Origin of the sequence: Gaiella sp., from assembly GCF_035710885.1 — a bacterium.
In the GTDB taxonomy this organism is placed as follows: domain Bacteria; phylum Actinomycetota; class Thermoleophilia; order Gaiellales; family Gaiellaceae; genus Gaiella.
In genome coordinates, this window is the sequence record NZ_DASTCS010000025.1 from 1 (window position 1) to 16323 (window position 16323).

At 70.2% G+C, this 16323-nt stretch carries 16 protein-coding genes and 1 pseudogene; 11 read left to right on the top strand and 6 right to left on the bottom strand.

Translation table 11 applies throughout. The features are described 5' to 3' along the window. Position 1: 1 nt before the first annotated feature. Complete coding sequence (locus VFO26_RS05480) at positions 2–271, bottom strand: hypothetical protein (protein WP_325113895.1); 270 nt, start codon at positions 269–271, stop codon at positions 2–4. Positions 272–1167: 896 nt separating this feature from the next. Between VFO26_RS05480 and VFO26_RS05485 the strand changes: the two are divergent. Continuing rightward, positions 1168–2582: pseudogene (locus tag VFO26_RS05485) on the top strand (GH1 family beta-glucosidase). A 238-nt stretch (positions 2583–2820) separates the two neighbouring features. On the opposite strand, the gene VFO26_RS05490 reads toward VFO26_RS05485, so the two are convergent. After that, on the bottom strand, positions 2821–3081 hold the full coding sequence (locus tag VFO26_RS05490) for a hypothetical protein (protein WP_325113897.1): 261 nt from the start codon (positions 3079–3081) through the stop codon (positions 2821–2823). A 224-nt stretch (positions 3082–3305) separates the two neighbouring features. Between VFO26_RS05490 and VFO26_RS05495 the strand changes: the two genes are divergently transcribed. Together VFO26_RS05495 and VFO26_RS05500 are read left to right on the top strand one after the other, a co-directional pair. Continuing rightward, positions 3306–3695: a nuclear transport factor 2 family protein gene (locus VFO26_RS05495; protein ID WP_325113899.1), complete on the top strand. Its 390-nt coding sequence runs from the start codon at positions 3306–3308 to the stop codon at positions 3693–3695. Positions 3696–3891: 196 nt separating this feature from the next. Then, a complete protein-coding gene (locus VFO26_RS05500) occupies positions 3892–4140 on the top strand; it encodes a DUF378 domain-containing protein (RefSeq protein ID WP_325113900.1) in 249 nt (82 codons plus the stop codon). A 97-nt stretch (positions 4141–4237) separates the two neighbouring features. Here VFO26_RS05500 and VFO26_RS05505 read toward each other — a convergent pair whose 3' ends face one another. Further along, complete coding sequence (locus tag VFO26_RS05505; RefSeq protein WP_325113901.1) at positions 4238–4741, bottom strand: pyridoxamine 5'-phosphate oxidase family protein; 504 nt, start codon at positions 4739–4741, stop codon at positions 4238–4240. Positions 4742–4906: 165 nt separating this feature from the next. On the opposite strand from VFO26_RS05505, the gene VFO26_RS05510 reads away from it, so the two are divergent. Both VFO26_RS05510 and VFO26_RS05515 read left to right on the top strand, forming a co-directional pair. Beyond that, positions 4907–5392: a hypothetical protein gene (locus tag VFO26_RS05510; RefSeq protein ID WP_325113902.1), complete on the top strand. Its 486-nt coding sequence runs from the start codon at positions 4907–4909 to the stop codon at positions 5390–5392. A gap of 40 nt (positions 5393–5432) precedes the next feature. Then, positions 5433–6104 (top strand): L,D-transpeptidase family protein, encoded by a 672-nt coding sequence (locus VFO26_RS05515; protein ID WP_325113903.1) that lies wholly within the window; start codon positions 5433–5435, stop codon positions 6102–6104. On the opposite strand, the gene VFO26_RS05520 is transcribed toward VFO26_RS05515, so the two are convergent. Continuing rightward, positions 6105–8708 (bottom strand): DUF11 domain-containing protein, encoded by a 2604-nt coding sequence (locus VFO26_RS05520; RefSeq protein WP_325113904.1) that lies wholly within the window; start codon positions 8706–8708, stop codon positions 6105–6107. A 118-nt stretch (positions 8709–8826) separates the two neighbouring features. Here VFO26_RS05520 and VFO26_RS05525 point away from each other — a divergent pair, with 118 nt between their 5' ends. The 6 genes from VFO26_RS05525 to VFO26_RS05550 are packed head-to-tail and all read left to right on the top strand — an operon-like array spanning position 8827 to position 14244. Then, entirely contained in the window at positions 8827–9765 is a 939-nt protein-coding gene (locus VFO26_RS05525) for a UDP-glucuronic acid decarboxylase family protein (protein WP_325113905.1), read from the top strand. Beyond that, positions 9758–10918, top strand: coding sequence for a DUF5722 domain-containing protein (locus tag VFO26_RS05530; RefSeq protein ID WP_325113906.1), 1161 nt, complete (start codon positions 9758–9760; stop codon positions 10916–10918). Before VFO26_RS05525 ends, VFO26_RS05530 begins: the two co-directional genes overlap by 8 nt. Positions 10919–10939: 21 nt before the next feature. Next, complete coding sequence (locus tag VFO26_RS05535; RefSeq protein ID WP_325113907.1) at positions 10940–11170, top strand: hypothetical protein; 231 nt, start codon at positions 10940–10942, stop codon at positions 11168–11170. 40 nt (positions 11171–11210) lie between these two features. Then, positions 11211–13058 (top strand): 2-oxoacid:acceptor oxidoreductase subunit alpha, encoded by a 1848-nt coding sequence (locus tag VFO26_RS05540; protein ID WP_325113908.1) that lies wholly within the window; start codon positions 11211–11213, stop codon positions 13056–13058. Further along, positions 13055–13249: a hypothetical protein gene (locus VFO26_RS05545; RefSeq protein ID WP_325113909.1), complete on the top strand. Its 195-nt coding sequence runs from the start codon at positions 13055–13057 to the stop codon at positions 13247–13249. Before VFO26_RS05540 ends, VFO26_RS05545 begins: the two co-directional genes overlap by 4 nt. Continuing rightward, entirely contained in the window at positions 13246–14244 is a 999-nt protein-coding gene (locus VFO26_RS05550; RefSeq protein WP_325113910.1) for a 2-oxoacid:ferredoxin oxidoreductase subunit beta, read from the top strand. Before VFO26_RS05545 ends, VFO26_RS05550 begins: the two co-directional genes overlap by 4 nt. A gap of 42 nt (positions 14245–14286) precedes the next feature. On the opposite strand, the gene VFO26_RS05555 is transcribed toward VFO26_RS05550, so the two are convergent. Then, positions 14287–14730: a MarR family winged helix-turn-helix transcriptional regulator gene (locus VFO26_RS05555; RefSeq protein WP_325113911.1), complete on the bottom strand. Its 444-nt coding sequence runs from the start codon at positions 14728–14730 to the stop codon at positions 14287–14289. Further along, complete coding sequence (locus VFO26_RS05560; protein ID WP_325113912.1) at positions 14727–16163, bottom strand: MFS transporter; 1437 nt, start codon at positions 16161–16163, stop codon at positions 14727–14729. Before VFO26_RS05560 ends, VFO26_RS05555 begins: the two co-directional genes overlap by 4 nt. Between the last annotated feature and the right edge of the window lie 160 nt (positions 16164–16323).

Consider the following 16323-nt stretch of genomic DNA (forward strand, 5'->3'; position numbering starts at 1 on the left):
TCTACGCGGCCACCGCGCGGCGCACCGGCGATCGCCGAGGCGACGCGAGCTCGCCGTCCCGCCCACGGGGCGTGTCCGCGACGTGGTAGACCCCGTCTCTGACGAAGCCCTCGCCCGCCACGAAGACCGGCTCCGGCTTCGGCGCGGCGTCCGCGATCGTCCTCGGAGACAGCTCTCGCGGGTCGAATCCAGCGTCCATCCGGTACGCGCCGATGATCTCGAGGACGCGACCGCTCAGCTCCTCGACCTCGATGGGCTCCGTGCCCGTCATTGTTGCCCCCTCTCAGAAGATCCTTGCGGACCGCTTCCTGTGTTCGCGCCGGAGGACGAGGCCCGCGCGGCGCTTCCTCTCGGCCCTCTCGTCCCTCTCGGCCTGGTACGCCTGCTTCCTCGTCGGCTTCCTGGTCGGGCCTCGGCCCCGGTAGACGTGCGCACCGTCGTGCCCGTCGGCCAGGACGCAACGTCCGTCGCGATCGTCCGAGGTTCCCGGGTACACGGCGTCACACGTCCCGTCGTGGTGCGCGATGGGACCGCGCCTCAGCCGGTATCGCCGGGCGCCCTCCACCCATCTCGGTGCGGCGTTCTCGCGGCGCATCGGCATCCCCCCTCGCTCGTACGTTTCACTCACACGCTGCGGTGGCTTCCGCGGCGGTGCATCCGCGAAAGCACCGACGGGCGTTACGTCGATCTACCGAGCCGGAGCATTTGGGTCGGTTCGATCCGGCGTCGCTCCGTTGGCGAATGACCGGAACCGTCGCGCCAGCACCCCTGCTCGTTGCCCGAGATGAGATCGATCGGTCCCTGGAGAGGCATAGAATCCGGCTTGCATGCCGTCTCGTCGAGCGGAACCACCCCCGCCGCTCAACGCGTCGCGCTCTGGCCACGCCGGCGAGCGCCGGGTGATAGCTGCGATCAAGCTTGCCGACCTGATGTCCGCGGCCCTGCCCGTCGTCCTCGTCTCGGCGCCGGCCGGCTACGGCCGGACCGGCAGACCGACTTCCGATCCGCTGCCCGGCCCGTCGCGACCGATCGCCTCGTTCCGGCTCGGACCATCGGAAGCGCGAAGGGCTTGTCCCGGGGAGGCGCCGTCGAAGAGGCGGTGCGGCTGACGGCTGCGGCAGTTGAACGAGACCCTCGCAACCGCTGGCTCGTAGGAAGGAGAACGTGATGGCCGCCCCCAGTGAAGCCCCCACCTCGGTCGCCCGCCGCTTTCCCGACGGTTTCTTCTGGGGCGTCGCGACGTCGTCGTACCAGATCGAGGGCGCGTGGGACGAGGACGGCAAGGGCGCGTCGATCTGGGAACGTACGCGCACACCCCCGGGAACATCGAGAACGACGAGAACGGCGACGTCGCGAACGACCACTACCACCGGTACGAGGAGGATGTCGCGCTGATGAAGTCGATCGGTGCGACCGCCTACCGCTTCTCGGTCGCGTGGCCGCGGATCTTCCCCAACGGCACCGGTAAACCGAACGCGAAGGGTCTCGACTTCTACAGCCGCGTCGTGGACGCGCTGCTCGAGGCCGGGATCGAGCCGTTCGCGACGCTGTACCACTGGGACCTGCCGCAGACGCTTCAGGACGAGCACGGCGGCTGGCAGTCAGCCGAGACGGCGAAGGCGTTCGCGGAGTACGCGGGGTACGTGGCCGAGCAGCTCGGCGACCGGGTGAAGCATTACTTCACGATCAACGAGTTCGCGTCGTTCGTCGAAGGCGGCTATCAGGGGCTCGACGTGGAGGTCGGCGGCGGCAAGACGGTGCACCTGGGGGCCGCCCCGGGGCTCAGGCTCTCCGACTCGGAGCTGAAGCAGGTCCGGCACCACGCCGTGCTCGGCCACGGCCTCGCCGTTCAGGCGATCCGCGCCCACGGCCCGGCGGGCACGAGGGTCGGGTTCGCCGAGAACATTCGCGTCGCGGTTCCGCTGATGGACTCCCCCGAGTACGTCGAGGCGGCAGAGAAGGCGACGCGCGACCGGAACGCCGGCTTCATGACCGTGATGCTGGAGGGGCGCTACACCGACGCATACCTCGCCGAGGCGGGGGGAGGCTCGCCGACGTTCACCGACGACGAGTTGAAGACGATCGCCTCTCCGCTCGACTTCGTCGGGATCAACGTCTACAAGCCCGGCTGGTACGTGGAGCCGTCGGCGGAGCCGCCCGGCTATCACGACATCCCGATCAACGCATCACACCCGAAGATGCAGTCGTCGTGGCACGTGCTCGACCCGGAGGTCATGTACTGGGCGCCGAAGCAGATGCAGTCGATCTGGGGCGCGAAGTCGATCTTCATCACCGAGAACGGCTGCGGGGCGTCGGACACGGTCGCGGAGGACGGCAGGGTCTACGACTCCGACCGCGTGATGTTCCTGCGCGCGTGCCTGGGTCAGCTGCAGCGCGCTACGTCCGAAGGCGTGCCCGTCGACGGATATTTCCTCTGGAGTGCCCAGGACAACTTCGAGTGGATGGACGGCTACGGCAACCGCTTCGGAGTGATCTACGTCGACTTCGACACCCTGGAGCGAACGCCGAAGCTCAGCGCGGAGTGGTTCCGCGAGGCCGCTCGCCGGAACGCGGTGGTCTGAAGCGGCTCGGACGGAGCCGCACGCATCCGTGAACGTGGAGGCGTGCGTGCTCGCCGTCGAGACGACGCCGGTGGATCATCGCGATCGGCTTGCTCTGGTGGCGCTCGCGTCGGCACTCGGGCTCGAGGATTGGTTCCTCCGACCGCGGATTCGTCTCATGCTCCGGCACGCGTCCGATTCGGAGGAGATCGGCGACCCGTCACACGGTGCAGCCCGGGGATCGACCGTACGGTCGGCCCTATGAGTCGAAGAACCCGCGAAGGCGGTCGAGCCGGCTGACGTGGCCCCGCCGTTGTCGAGGGGCGAGTGGCTTCGCCTCGACGTGCTGCTGTGTGGTCGAGAGGCTGGTCTCGAGAGCCTCGCGGTCGGCGTCGGGCGTCCCGCTCCACGCGATCAGGGCGCGGAGCTGGTCGGGGCCGAGGACGCCGGCGGGCCGCCGCCAGGCGTCGAGGAGCTCTCTCAGCTGCTCCGGGCTGTACGCGCTCGACGGTTGCCCCACCGGTCAGCCCGCCCTCTCGCGAGCGTCGCCACGGTACGACCCCGGCCGGCCGATCGAGCCGTCCCTGTGAACCGCGTGCAGAAAATCGGACATGAAGCCTCCCGTTCCGCCCGTCCTCTTGCTACCCGACTCCGCTCGGCATCAACCGGTGCGACCCCCACCGACGATGACGGACGTTCCGCCCGTTGCGTTTCTCCGTCCCGACTTCGGGGCCAGAACGCCCCATGGGCCCGGGCACACGGGAGACGGTCGTCCGCTGGCTGCAGGCGCGCTCACGCCGTGACTTCGCACGTCTCGCCGCACTGACGGCGGCAGACGCCCACTGGGAGAGCCCGGTGGCCGGGACCACGGTCGGGCGTGACGCCGTCGTCCGGAACGTGAAGGACGGGTTCGAGGACACCGAGCAGTTCGCCTCCGAGCTCCTCGCGCTCGAGTGTCGTGGCGATCGAGCGGTCGCCGTCGTGCACAACACCGGCCGGAGACAGAACGAGGCGCTGGACTCCCTGCAGACGCTCTTCCTGCGCGTTGACCGCGGGGTGATCTCCGAGGTGAAGGTCGCGGTCGACGACGAGCAGACGGTCGAGGCCTTCTGGGGCGACGGCCCGAACACCTGAGCGAAGGCACGTCCACGCGCTCGAGGGCGAAGAACGCGCTCCGCCGACCCTGGGCAAACATGGTCATCGCCACCCGGGCCTTCGCCGGCGTTTCCGCGCCGAGGGCGGCCTACCGAGGCACAGGGTCGCGCAGCCGTCCAGGTATGTGCTAATGTCTGTATAGATTACGTACAGATTCTAGCCAAGGAGGCAAGGAATGCGAGCTCTCAACGTGACGGCGCTCCTGCTCGTCATCGTCGGCGCCCTCAACTGGGGCCTGGTCGGGCTGTTCGAGCTGGATCTCGTCGCCGAGGTGTTCGGTGAGGAGTTCGGCGCGACCAATCTCGCCAGCCGGATCGTCTACGTCCTGGTCGGTGGAGCGGGCCTCTATCTCGCCGCAACCGTCCTGCCGAGCATGCTCGGCGCGACGGAGCGGCCCGACCCGAATCGGACCGTCCGAGCATGAGCGCAAATGAGGGCGGCCCGGGCTTCCGGGCCGCCCTCGCACGAGTGTCCCCTCGTCCTCGTCGGGGTCGCGGCGAGGCTCCCCGCGCCGCGGTTCTCTAGGCCCCGACCCGGTGGATCTCCCCGACGTCGGGCATCTCGCCGGTCAGCCATCCCTTTGCCAGCTCGTACAGGACGACAGGCTGCGGCTTGTCGACCTCGAGAAACACGGCCGCATGGATGTCGACGCCGATCAACACCAGACGCGGGTCGTCGGGGGTGCCGTGGCGCGGATCGCCCTCGTCGGCGAACCACATCTTCCAGTCGCTCGCGTACAGCTCGCGGATCTTGGCTCGATCGTCCGACAACGTTGCCAGGCCCGAGACCGAGATCCACTCCCGCGTCCGGTCCTTGTAGTACGCGAGGTTGACGTGTGGATCCCCTCGGAGGTCGCGGATCTTTGCCGTCTTGTCGGACGCGACGAACCAGAGGTCGGCGCCTGCGGCCCTCTTCTGGGTCGCCATCGCCCGCGACTCCAGGTGACCGTCCGGTCGCCTGGTCGTCATCATCGCGATCTCGAGCTCGTCGATCAGGGCATAGAGCTTGTCGAGTTCCGGCTTCATGTGGCATCTCCCTCGCTCGTGTGCAGTGGAGTTGAGTCTTCCCGGGAGGCGTGGAACGAACCCTCCCCCTCTCATCACGGGCGGGTCGGACGCCGCGGAGTCGACGTCTTCTCGTCCCGTAGGATGCGGCCTCGAAGCTCGAACCTCGAGGCACCGGGAATGCATGTGACCACGGAGACCGCGGAGTTCCTCTCAGAGCAACGTCACGCGATCCTGCAGGCCGCGGCAGCGGCGCTCGCACGGGCTCACGTCCGCCACTACGAATCGGCCGGCCCCGAGGAGGTGACGCGTCGGCTCGACGCGCTCTACGACCACGTGCTCTCGGCGCTCGCGACACAGAACCTCGGAGCGATGATCGGATACGCGGAGGAGGTTGCGGAGGATCGCTTCGATGCGCGCTACGACCTCCAGGAGGTGCAGGGCGCGTTCAACGCCCTGGAGGAGGCGATCTGGGCGCGTGCGCTGGCCCAGATCGAGCCCTCGCGGTTGGGGGAGACGCTCGGCCTCGTGACCACGATCCTCGGCAGCGGCAAGGATGCGCTCGCCCGCAGGTACGTGTCGCTCGCAGCCGGGGCGCACGCCCCCTCGCTCGACCTGCGAAGCCTCTTCGCCGGTACCGATGGCGTCACGGCCGGCGACCCGCAGCCCTGATCGGAGGAGGCGCGCGCGACGTCGCGCGATCCTGGCGCTGGTGGCGCTGGGCTGCGCGCTCGCTGTCCCACCCACGGTGCATGCCGGCGCAGAGCGGCCGGCGAGGTTCCCGGCTGCGGGAGAGCTCAGGCGCACGGTGGCGGTCAGGTCGGCCCCCGACCCGTCGGCGGCGGTCGTTCGCACGATGCGCCGGTTTCGGTCCGACCTGCAGTTCCAGGTGGTTCTCGCGCTCTCGTCGCGCCGGGGGAGCGACGGAGCGTGGTGGTATCGGCTGAGCCTGCCGGGCCGTCCGAACGGCGCACGCGGCTGGGTGAGGGCCGACGCGGCCGAGGTCAGGCCCGTCGTGAACCGGATCGTCGTCCGGCTCGCAGAGCGCCGTCTCGAAGTGCGGCGCGTCCGGGACGACAAGCTCCTGCTCCGCGCGATCGCGGCCGTCGGCGCGCCGGGCGCGGAGACCCCGCTCGGACGGAGCTTCTACGTGGAGTCCGCCTTCGCTCCGACGGATCCGTTCTACGGCGTCTTCGCCCTCGAGACGAGCGCCCACGCACGGGTCACGGACTGGCCGAGCGACGTCGTCGGGATCCACGGCACGAACCTGCCGGACCTCCTCGGCGAAGCCGTCTCGCACGGGTGCGTCCGCGTCGCCAACCGGGTCGCCGCCCGGCTTCGACGCCTAGCGCCGCTCGGGACGCCGATCGACGTCGTGCGCTAGCTATCCGGTGACGAAGGCAGGGCTCGCCGCGAGGACGCCGAGCGTCGTCTGGCAGTGGTTGCCGACACTCGTCGCGACTCTCGTGTCGGCGGCGAGGAAGAGGAGCCCGAGCCGCGTCGGCGCGACGGTGAGGCGCGCTACCCCGTCGCTGTCGGTGCGAGCGCGGGCGACGACGCCGGCCCCTACCGCGCGAACGGGGTAGCCGGCGAGAGGGCGGCCGAGACGGTTGCGGACCGTCACGCGTACGGTGGACGTCCGTCCGGCGTGAAGCACCCGAGGCGACGCCACGACTGTCCGGCAGACCCTGGTCGCGGTGGGCGGCACCAGCGGACCGATGACGCGCGCGAGCGCGGCAGCGACGTTGTTGGCGTAGTTGGACTCGGGCTCCTCCGAGGCAGCGCGGACAATGTCGACCACGACGCCGACCTGCGTCGCCTCGGTCACGGCGACGACCGTCGCTGTGGCACCGGGAGCTAGACGGCCGAGGTCGCAGGAATACGCCCTGCACGTGCCCTGCGAGGCGCGTAGCGAGATGAGCTTCGTCCGGTACGAGCGCGGGTCGTCGAGCTTCAGGCCGTTCACGTCCGACGCGTCGACCGCAGAGCGGTTCGTCACGGTCATCGTCCAGGTGATCCGGCCACCGACGGCCACGGTCGTCGGCGATGCGGTCTTCGTGACGACGAGGTCCAGCAGGCCCGGCGGCGTCGGCGGCCTCGGCGGCAACGGGGGTTGTGGGGGCTGCGGGGGCTGCGGGGGCTGCGGCGGCTCCGGCTGTGTGCCCTTGCGCGTGTTCGTGAACGTGCAGACGACCACGTCGCCCCGTGCGACCGCGCCGTCGACCTTGGTGCCCGTGACCGAGACCGCCGGTGTGCCGTTGCGCGTGCAGTCGACGCGCGAGTCGTAGTCGGCGAGGCTCGTGCCCGGGGCCGCGGTCTCGCTCACCGTGCCCTCGCCGACGCCGACCAGCAGAGGGCCTGTGGTCGTCCCGTTCCCTCCGCTTCGGACCACGGTGCCGTTCAGCCGCAGGTCGAAGCGACCGGCGTCCGTTGCGGGGACAACGACCTTCCGGAGCTCCACCGACGCCGTGCAGCGCGGCGAGCCAGAGTTTGCCGTCGCGGTCTCACCGGCGAGGTTCCAGGTGAGCGGGCCGCCGCCGGACTCCCAGGTCGTCTGGAGCACGCCGACGAACCTGCCCGGCTCGAAGACGGTGGGCTGCTTCCTATTCGCCGGCGCCGGTTCGAAGCGGTTGTCAGGCCCCACGAGGATCGTGACCGCGTGATCCTGCGGGTTCCGGTAGCCCCAGACCGCCACGTCGAGGCCCGCGTCGTCGAAGACGACGCACTCGAGGATTGGAGTTACGGTCGTGGAGGCGGCCTTCAGCTCATTCGAGATCACGCAGACGATCGCCTGGTTCCGGCGCACGACCACCGGCACGGATGCGTCCTTCGCGGTTGCGATGATGTTGCCAGTCCCGCCGACCTCGCGGCACTCGATCTCGGTGTAGTAGTCCCCCGGCTCGGTCCCGGCGGCGGCAGTCTCGCCCACCGTCCGCCGGCCGGTCTCGACCGCGACCGTGCCCGTCGTTCCGCCGTTGCCGACCGCCGCTGCGCCGCCTGCGACCTCCCCGTCGATGAGCAGGGCGAAGCGGCCCGGATCGTCCTCCGGGGACAGGCGCTTGACGACCGTGATCGAGCCGCGGCAGCGCGGAGACCGGTCAGACGCCTCAACCCGGTTGCCCGTCAGGTGCCAGGTGACGGCTCCGGCGGCGAGATCGACCTGGAACCGGTCCTCGACGCGACCCGGCTCGAACGACTCGGGCTGCCCGCGGTTCTTGAGACCGGGTGTGAAGAAGTTCTGCGTCTCCGGCGGCTGCACCGGTGCCGCGTTGGGGTTGTCGTACCCGAAGTGGGCGAGGAGCCCGGCGCCCGTGTCCTCCACACACTCGAGGATCGGCGTGATGGGCGTCGGGTTCGGCGGCACGGGGACGTCGCAGCCGTGTTCGTAGATCGCCTGACCGGCCTCGGTCCAGTTGTATCCCGGGAAGGTCTGGGTCTTGCCCGCTTGGTCGACGTACGTGTACGGCGGGATGATGTCGCCCCAGTTGGTCGCCGGGTAGACCGGGCCTGTGTGGCCCAGGTGACCGCCCTGCAGGTCGCCGTTGTTCGCGATCGCGGGCGACTCCGCCACGTACGGGTTGGAGCTGGAGCTCGTCGCGTGACAGATCGTCACCTTCTTGTCGTCGTCGGGCGCGGCCGGCTGGGGCGGCTCGCTGCACCCGGCGTCGTAGATGCCCTGTCCCGCGGTGTCCCAGTTCCGCCCCGGAAACGAGGTGGGGTCGCCCAGGGCGGGGTGGTCGACCACGAACGGCGGGACGATGTCGCCGCCGTGGACGCCGTGGCCGGTCACGGTGCCGAAGAAGTCGGTCTCCGGGACGCGTACGGACACATGGCTGCCGTCTCCGTTCGCATGGCAGATGGTCACGAGGTCGCCGCTCCCGTCGCCGTCCGCGGCCACGGCGGGGAACACCGCGAGCGCGGCAAGCAGGATTCCGGTGGCGAGTCCGACGTGACGGCGTGAGACCCGGCGAGGCGGCACCGAGGGCACGTCGCCGACCGTAGCAACACGGTTGCCGAACGGCTATCCCTCGGCGGGGCCCCGCCGAGGGTGAGGAGTTCGTAAACCAACGCGTCGATGCTGCCTTCGGCGGGTAGCATCGCGCGCGATGCCGACGTCGCTCGTCACCGGTGGCGCCGGGTTCCTCGGCTCGCACCTCTGCGAGGCGCTCCTCGAGAAGGGGCACCGGGTGATCTGCCTCGACAACCTCGAGGTCTCGACCCTCGAGAACATCGAGCATCTGCGCGGCGACCCCTTCGCCTTCGTCAACCACGACGTGACCGAGCCGATCGCGGTCGACGAGCCGCTCGACGTCGTCTACCACCTGGCCGCGCTGGCGAGCCCGATCGACTACCTGCGGCTCCCGCTCCACTCGCTGAAGACCGGCTCCTACGGGACCCATCACGCGCTCGGCCTCGCGAAGTGGAAGCGCGCTCGCTTCCTGCTCGCCTCGACGAGCGAGGTGTACGGCGACCCGGAGGTGCACCCGCAGCCCGAGACGTACTGGGGCAACGTCAACCCGATCGGCCCACGCGGCGTCTACGACGAGGCGAAGCGCTACGCCGAGGCGCTGACGATGGCGTACCACCGTCAGCAGGGTGTGGACACTGCGATCGTCAGGATCTTCAACACGTACGGCCCGCGGATGCGGCCCAACGACGGGCGCGCGATCCCGACGTTCATGCGGCAGGCGCTCGACGCGAAGCCGCTCACCGTCTTCGGCGACGGATCGCAGACGCGCAGCTTCTGCTACGTCGACGACCTGATCCGCGGCCTGATCCTGCTCGTCGAGTCCGGCGAGCACATGCCGGTGAACATCGGCAACCCGGGGGAGTACACGATCCTCGAGCTCGCCGAGGCCGTGCTCGCCGCGACCGGATCGTCCAGCTCGATCGTGTACGAGGCCCTGCCGGTCGACGATCCGCAGGTGCGGCAGCCCGACATCACGCGCGCGCGGCAGCTCCTCGGCTGGGAGCCCGAGATCGCGCTGGACGAGGGCCTTCGCCGCACGCTGGCGTCGCTCGCCAGGGACCCCGCGCGTGCGTAGCGCGGTCTCGGCGCTCGCCGCAGCCGCGTTCGGCCTCGCGCTCCTCGTCGCTCCGACCGCGAGCGGCTCGGATTCGCTGCGCGTCGGGATCTTCGACGACGGTGTCGTCCTCTACGGCGAGCCCGACCTGGTCTTCCCGCAGCTGGCCCGGACGGGTGCCGGGCTCCTGCGGGTCAACCTCTGGTGGGCAGGGCCCGGGATCCGGGTCTCGACCAGCAAGCCGAGGCGCCCGGCCGACCCGAACGACCGCGCCTACAACTGGGACACGTACGACCGCACGGTGAGGTTCGCGGTCGTGAACGGGATCGAGCCCGTGTTCTCGATCATCGGCACCCCGCCGTGGGCCAATCGGGCCAGGGGCTGGAACGTCGCCCCGACGAATGCCCGGGACCTGCGACTGTTCGCAGCCGCCGCGCAGAAGCGCTACAGCGGCAGCTTCAAGAACGCCGAAGGCATCACCCTTCCCCGTGTCAGCCTCTGGATGGCGTGGAATGAGCCGAACAACCCCGTCTTCCTGAAGCCGCAGTACCGCCGCACCGGGAGGAGCTGGACGATCCAGTCGGGGCGCGACTACGCGAAGATCTGCAACGCGGTCGTCCAGGGAATCAAGTCCGTCCAGCGCTCGTCGAAGGTGGCGTGCGGCGCCACCGGGCCGCGTGGCAACAACAACCCGAACTCCAGTCGTCCGTCCGTCTCACCGCTGCCCTTCCTTCGTGCGATGAAGGCGGGCGGCGCACGCGGCTTCGACGCCTACGCGCACCATCCGTACTACCAATCCCCCGTGGAGACGCCGTCGACCAAACCGCGGCCGGGACCGCGAGGGCAGGCGCCGACCGCGGTCACGCTCGGGAACATCGACGTCCTGATCAGGGAGCTCACTCGGCTGTACGGGTCCCGCGCGCGCGTCTGGATCACGGAATACGGGTACCAGACGAACCCGCCCGACAGGATCATCGGCGTGACGTACGCGAAACAGGCCACGTACCTCACCCAGGCGGTCGCGATCGCGCGCAGGAACCCCCGGATCGACATGTTTCTCTGGTTCCTGCTCCGCGACGAGCCGCGGCTCGGCGGCTGGCAGTCCGGGCTCACGAGCGTCACGGGCAAGCGCAAGCCGAGCTTCAACGCGTTCCGCCGCGCTGCAGTCGGCTGAGGGCGGGCCTACACTCCGGTCATGGCGAAGGGCTACGCAGAGGGCCCGGCCGCCGAGGAGGCGGAGCGCCGGCGGGAGGAGCTCGAACGCGGTGAAGACGACCGGCCGCGCGAGACGCGCGTCGCGGTCGAGGGCTGCACGCCCGACGAGCCGGAGCGCCACTTCCTCGGCTGGGCGGACGACGTCGACGCCGACGAGCTGTTTGCCTCCGGCGCCGCATGGGGCATCCGTCGCGTCCGCCGCCCCTCCTGACCGGCCCCGGGCGCCCGGAGTCTCGCGCTAGTCTGGTTCCGTGAGCACCAAGAAGGTCGAGCACCTCGAGGGCGTGATCATCCGCTTCGCGGGTGACTCGGGTGACGGGATGCAGCTCACCGGCGACCGCTTCACGAGCGAGACCGCGACGCTCGGGAACGACCTCGCGACGTTCCCCGACTTCCCGGCCGAGATCCGGGCGCCGGCGGGGTCGCTGCCCGGCGTGTCGGGGTTCCAGGTGCACTTCGCCGACCACGACATCCTCACGGCGGGCGATCGCCCGGACGTGCTCGTGGCGATGAACCCCGCAGCGCTGAAGACGAACCTTCGCGACGTGCCCAAGGGCGGCGTGATCATCGTCAACACGGACGCGTTCAACGACCGCACGCTGCAGAAGGCGGGGTACGCCGCCAACCCGCTCCAGGACGGGACGCTCGGCGACTACCACGTCCACGAGGTGGCGCTCACGTCGATGACCGTGGGAGCGCTGAAGGGGATCGAGGGCGTGACGTCGCGCGAGGCGGAGCGCTCGAAGAACTTCTTCGCGCTGGGGCTGATGTCGTGGCTCTACCACCGCCCCACAGAGGGGACGATCGACTTCATCTCCTCCAAGTTCGCGAAGCGCCCCGAGATCGTCGAGGCCAACACGCGGGCGTTCCGGGCGGGCTGGAACTACGGCGAGACGTCGGAGGACTTCGCCGTCTCGTACGAGGTCGCGCCGGCCCCGCTCGCACCGGGGACGTACCGCCAGATCACGGGCAACACGGCGCTCTCGTACGGCCTGATCGCCGCGTCGCGGCTCTCGGGGTTGCCGCTCTTCCTCGGCGCATACCCGATCACGCCCGCGTCGTCGATCCTCGAGGAGCTCGCGGGGCGCAAGGAGTTCGGGGTCGTCACCTTCCAGGCCGAAGACGAGATCGCGGCCGTCGGCGCGGCCCTGGGCGCGGCATTCGGCGGCTCGCTCGGCGTCACCGCCTCCGCCGGGCCGGGAGTCGTCCTCAAGGCCGAGACGGTCGGCCTCGCGATCGCGCTCGAGCTGCCGCTGGTGATCCTCGACATCCAGCGCGCCGGACCGTCGACGGGGATGCCGACCAAGCCCGAGCAGGCCGATCTGCTGATGGTGCTGTTCGGGCGGAACGGCGAGAGCCCCGTGCCCGTGGTCGCCGCGTCCACCCCGTCCCAGTGCTTCGAGGCGGCGATCGAGGCGGCGCGCATCGCCCTCAAGTACCGGACCCCCGTCTACCTCCTCTCGGACGCGTACCTCGCAAACGGCTCCGAGCCCTGGCTGATTCCCGACGTGGGCGGGCTGCCGGACATCTCGACGAGCTTCGCCGAGGCCTCGGGTGAGGCGTTCGAGCCCTATCGCCGTGATCCCGTGACCCTCGCCCGGCCGTGGGCGATCCCCGGAACAGCGGGCCTCGAGCACCGGATCGGCGGTCTCGAGAAGGCGGACGTCAGCGGCACGATCTCGTACGACCCCGACAACCACGACCTGATGGTCCGGCTGCGGGCGCAGAAGGTTGCCGGCATCGCCTCCGACATCCCCGAGCTCGAGGTCGACGACCCCGACGGCGACGCGCCGCTGCTGGTGATCGGATGGGGGTCGACCTACGGCCCGATCGGCGCCGCGGTGCGGCGGGTGCGCAAGCGCGGCATGCGGGTCGCCCGGGCTCACATCCACCACCTGAACCCGCTCCCACGGAACACCGGCGAGGTCCTCCGACGCTATCCCAAGGTGCTCGTCCCCGAGATGAACCTCGGCCAGCTGGCGCTCCTTCTGCGGGCGGAGTTCCTCGTGGACGCCGTCTCGTACACGAAGGTCCGAGGGCGACCGTTGAGCGCCGCCGAGCTCGAGGAGGCGATCCTGGCCATGGCGGGGACGTCGTGAGCGGCTTCACCGCGCTCGTCACCAAGGACGATCGGGTGCTCATCACGCGCGAAGGGCGCACCGTCGCCACCCTCGCCGGCTCGCGTGCGGGGCGCCTCGCCTACGCGCTGACACGGGCTGCCGACGAGGAGGCCCGGCAGCTGCTGCTCGCCCGGGCGACGGGCAACTACCGACGGGGGAACGAGCGATGACGGGTGGAAACGGGCTCGTGCAGCTGACCACGAAGGACTTCAAGTCCGACCAGGAGGTGCGCTGGTGCCCGGGCTGCGGCGACTACGCGATCCTGGCAGGCGTCCAGTCCTTCCTGCCGGAGCTCGGCGTCCCGCGCGAGAACCTCGTCTTCGTCTCGGGGATCGGGTGCGCAGCGCGGCTCCCGTACTACATGGAGACGTACGGCATGCACTCGATCCACGGACGCGCGCCGGCGATCGCGACCGGGCTCGCCACGTCGCGGCCGGACCTCTCGGTCTGGGTCGTGACGGGTGACGGCGACGCGCTCTCCATCGGCGGGAACCACCTGATCCACGCGCTTCGGCGCAACGTCGACATCACGATCCTGCTCTTCAACAACCGGATCTACGGCCTCACGAAGGGCCAGTACTCGCCGACCTCCGAGCTCGGGAAGGTGACGAAGTCGACGCCGCTCGGGTCGGTCGACCAGCCCTTCAACCCGCTCTCGATCGCGATCGGCGCGGAGGCGACCTTCGTCGCGCGCGCGATCGACACGGACAAGCAGGGGACGGCGGAGGTGCTCCGCGCGGCCGCCGCACACCGCGGAGCGGCGTTCGTCGAGATCCTCCAGAACTGCAACATCTACAACGACGGCGCCTTCGACGTGGTTCGCGACGAGAAGGAGAACCGGCTCTACCTCAAGGCGGGTGACGAGGTGCGGTGGGGCGACAAGGGCGTCCGCATGCGCCCCGACGGGACGCTCGAGATCGTCGACGCGTCGGTCGGCGGCCTCCTGCGGCACGACCCGCTGCGCGACGACCCCGGCCTCGCGTTCGCCCTCGCGCGGCTGACCTGGGAGACGGCGGGGGCCGTCCCGCTGGGGGTGTTCCGGTCGGTCGGCCGCCCCGTCTACGAGGATCTCGTCCACGAGCAGGTCCGAACCTCGGTCGAGCAGCGAGGCGAGGGGGACCTCGCAGCGCTGCTGCACGGCTCGGACACCTGGACGATCGGCTGACGCGCCCCGCCACCGCTTCCGGCTGACCGTCGACGCGCGGCGTCAGCGGCGTTCGAGCAGCGCCTGCAGGTCGACGAGCGACGCGGCCACCCGTCGCGTCTCGTCCGCGGACAGATCGCCCAGCGCCCGCTCGGCGAGGCGCACGAGCCGTCGGCGCCGGCGGCGGACGTCCGCTCTCCCCTCTGCGGTGGCGGCCACGATCACGCCGCGCGCGTCCTCCGGGTCGGCACGCCGCTCGACCAGCCCGTGCTGCTCGAGCACGTCGACGGTTCGCGACGCGGTTGCGTCGGTTGTGCGGAGCGTGTCGGCCAGCGATCCGAGGCGCATCGGCCCGCCGTCCGCCAGCGTCGCCAGCGCGATCGACTGGAACGTCGAGAGGATGCCCGGCTCCGGATCGCCCGTCGGATGCCGTTGCCGGGCGAGTGCCGCGACCAGACCCTCGATCGCCTCGGCCACGAGCTTCGCGTCGCCCTCACTGCCCTTCATCCGGTTTCGATCGCGATCGGTGCGCGTCGCCTCCACCGCGTGGGTGTCACGAACACCGCCATCACGGCCGCGAAGGCTGCGGCGATCGCCGCCAGGAGAAACGCGGTCGTGTACGCGCCCTCGGTCGGCACGTCCGTCCCGCTCAGCGTGGTCGCGGTCAGTATGGCCGCGCCGACCTGGGCGCCGATCACGGCGCCGACGGTGCGCATGACCGTGTTGATCCCGGTCGCGATGCCGGTCTCCGTGGGGTCGACGGCCTCCGTGATGAGCGCCGCCATCGCCGCGAACGAGAAGCCGACACCGACGCTGAGGCCCGCCATCGCAACGACGATCTGCCACGGCTCGGCGTGGAGCGCGGCCAGGATCGCCGCCGAGAGGGCGGTGAGGCTCATCCCGATCGCGAGAGGCCACTTCGATCCGAACCGACGCCCCAGCATCCCCGCGGACGGGCCTGCGAAGAGCATCAGGAGCGATCCGGGAAGCAGATAGAGGCCCGTCATCGTGGCGGTTGCGCCGAAGCCGTAGTCGACCTGCGCGGCGATGTCGGGTGGGAGCCCGCCCGGCGCCTCGACGAAACGCGGTACGAGCACGAACGAGCCGAACATTGCGAAGCCCGAGATCACGGCGGTCGCGTTCGTCAGCATCACGGGTCGCTCTGCGAGCACCCGTATGTCGATGAGCGGCTCGTCGATACGGAGCTCGAGGACGACCCAGATGACCGCAGCGACGACGGACGTTGCGAACAGGCCGATGACGGCGGGCGACGTCCAACCCCAGCTTTCGCCCTGGGAGAGGCCCAGCAGCAGGGTGGCCAGCGTGACCGAGAGAAGGACGGCGCCCGGCACATCGATACGTGAGGTCGAGCGGATGGGGGACTCGGGGATGAAGCGATGCACCAGCACGATCGCGATGGCAACGCCCACGGCGCCGATCACGAACATCCACCGCCAGCTGACATGGTCGACGATCAGACCGGAGAGCACGAGACCGAAGCCGCCTCCGATGCCGAACACGGCGGAGAGCAGGCCGATCCCGACCTTCATCCGCTCGGGCGGGAACTCGTCGCGGATGATCCCGAAGCTCAACGGGAACACGGCGCCCGCGGCGCCGGAGACGATCCTGAAGGCGATCAGCGTCCAGATGTCGGGCGCCGCCGCGCAGCCGATGCAGCCGACGAGGAACGTGGCGAGGGAGGCGACGAGCAGGCGCTCCTTGCCGAACCGGTCGCCGAGCTTGCCGAGGATCGGCGTGAGCACCGCTGCCGAGAGGAGGAACCCCGTCAGGACCCACGTCACCCAGGTCGTCGATGCGTCGAGCTCCCGCTGGAGCTCCGGGAGGGCGGGGACGACCATCGTCTGCTGCAGGGCGTACGCCGCTGCCGCCATCGCCAGGATGGCGAGCGTGAGGCCGTAGTGCTGGCGCTTCTCGGGCATGTCGTTACGCAGCGTAACGATCATGGCGCATGGACGCAGGTGATCAGTAGTTCGCGCGGCCGAATTGCGGGCTTCAACGCATTCCGGGCGAGGGGTTCAGGCGCGACGATAGGGGTGATACGACAGCGGTCGCCCTCTCACGCGGGCAGGAGGCCCCAGG

Coding starts and splice junctions, on each gene's coding strand:
- VFO26_RS05480 (WP_325113895.1), bottom strand. CDS start 271: ATGACGGGCACGGAGCCCATCGAGGTCGAGGAGCTGAGCGGTCGCGTC.
- VFO26_RS05535 (WP_325113907.1), top strand. CDS start 10,940: ATGGCGAAGGGCTACGCAGAGGGCCCGGCCGCCGAGGAGGCGGAGCGC.
- VFO26_RS05560 (WP_325113912.1), bottom strand. CDS start 16,163: ATGCCCGAGAAGCGCCAGCACTACGGCCTCACGCTCGCCATCCTGGCG.
- VFO26_RS05495 (WP_325113899.1), top strand. CDS start 3,306: ATGGGCCCGGGCACACGGGAGACGGTCGTCCGCTGGCTGCAGGCGCGC.
- VFO26_RS05525 (WP_325113905.1), top strand. CDS start 8,827: ATGCCGACGTCGCTCGTCACCGGTGGCGCCGGGTTCCTCGGCTCGCAC.
- VFO26_RS05555 (WP_325113911.1), bottom strand. CDS start 14,730: ATGAAGGGCAGTGAGGGCGACGCGAAGCTCGTGGCCGAGGCGATCGAG.
- VFO26_RS05505 (WP_325113901.1), bottom strand. CDS start 4,741: ATGAAGCCGGAACTCGACAAGCTCTATGCCCTGATCGACGAGCTCGAG.
- VFO26_RS05500 (WP_325113900.1), top strand. CDS start 3,892: ATGCGAGCTCTCAACGTGACGGCGCTCCTGCTCGTCATCGTCGGCGCC.
- VFO26_RS05550 (WP_325113910.1), top strand. CDS start 13,246: ATGACGGGTGGAAACGGGCTCGTGCAGCTGACCACGAAGGACTTCAAG.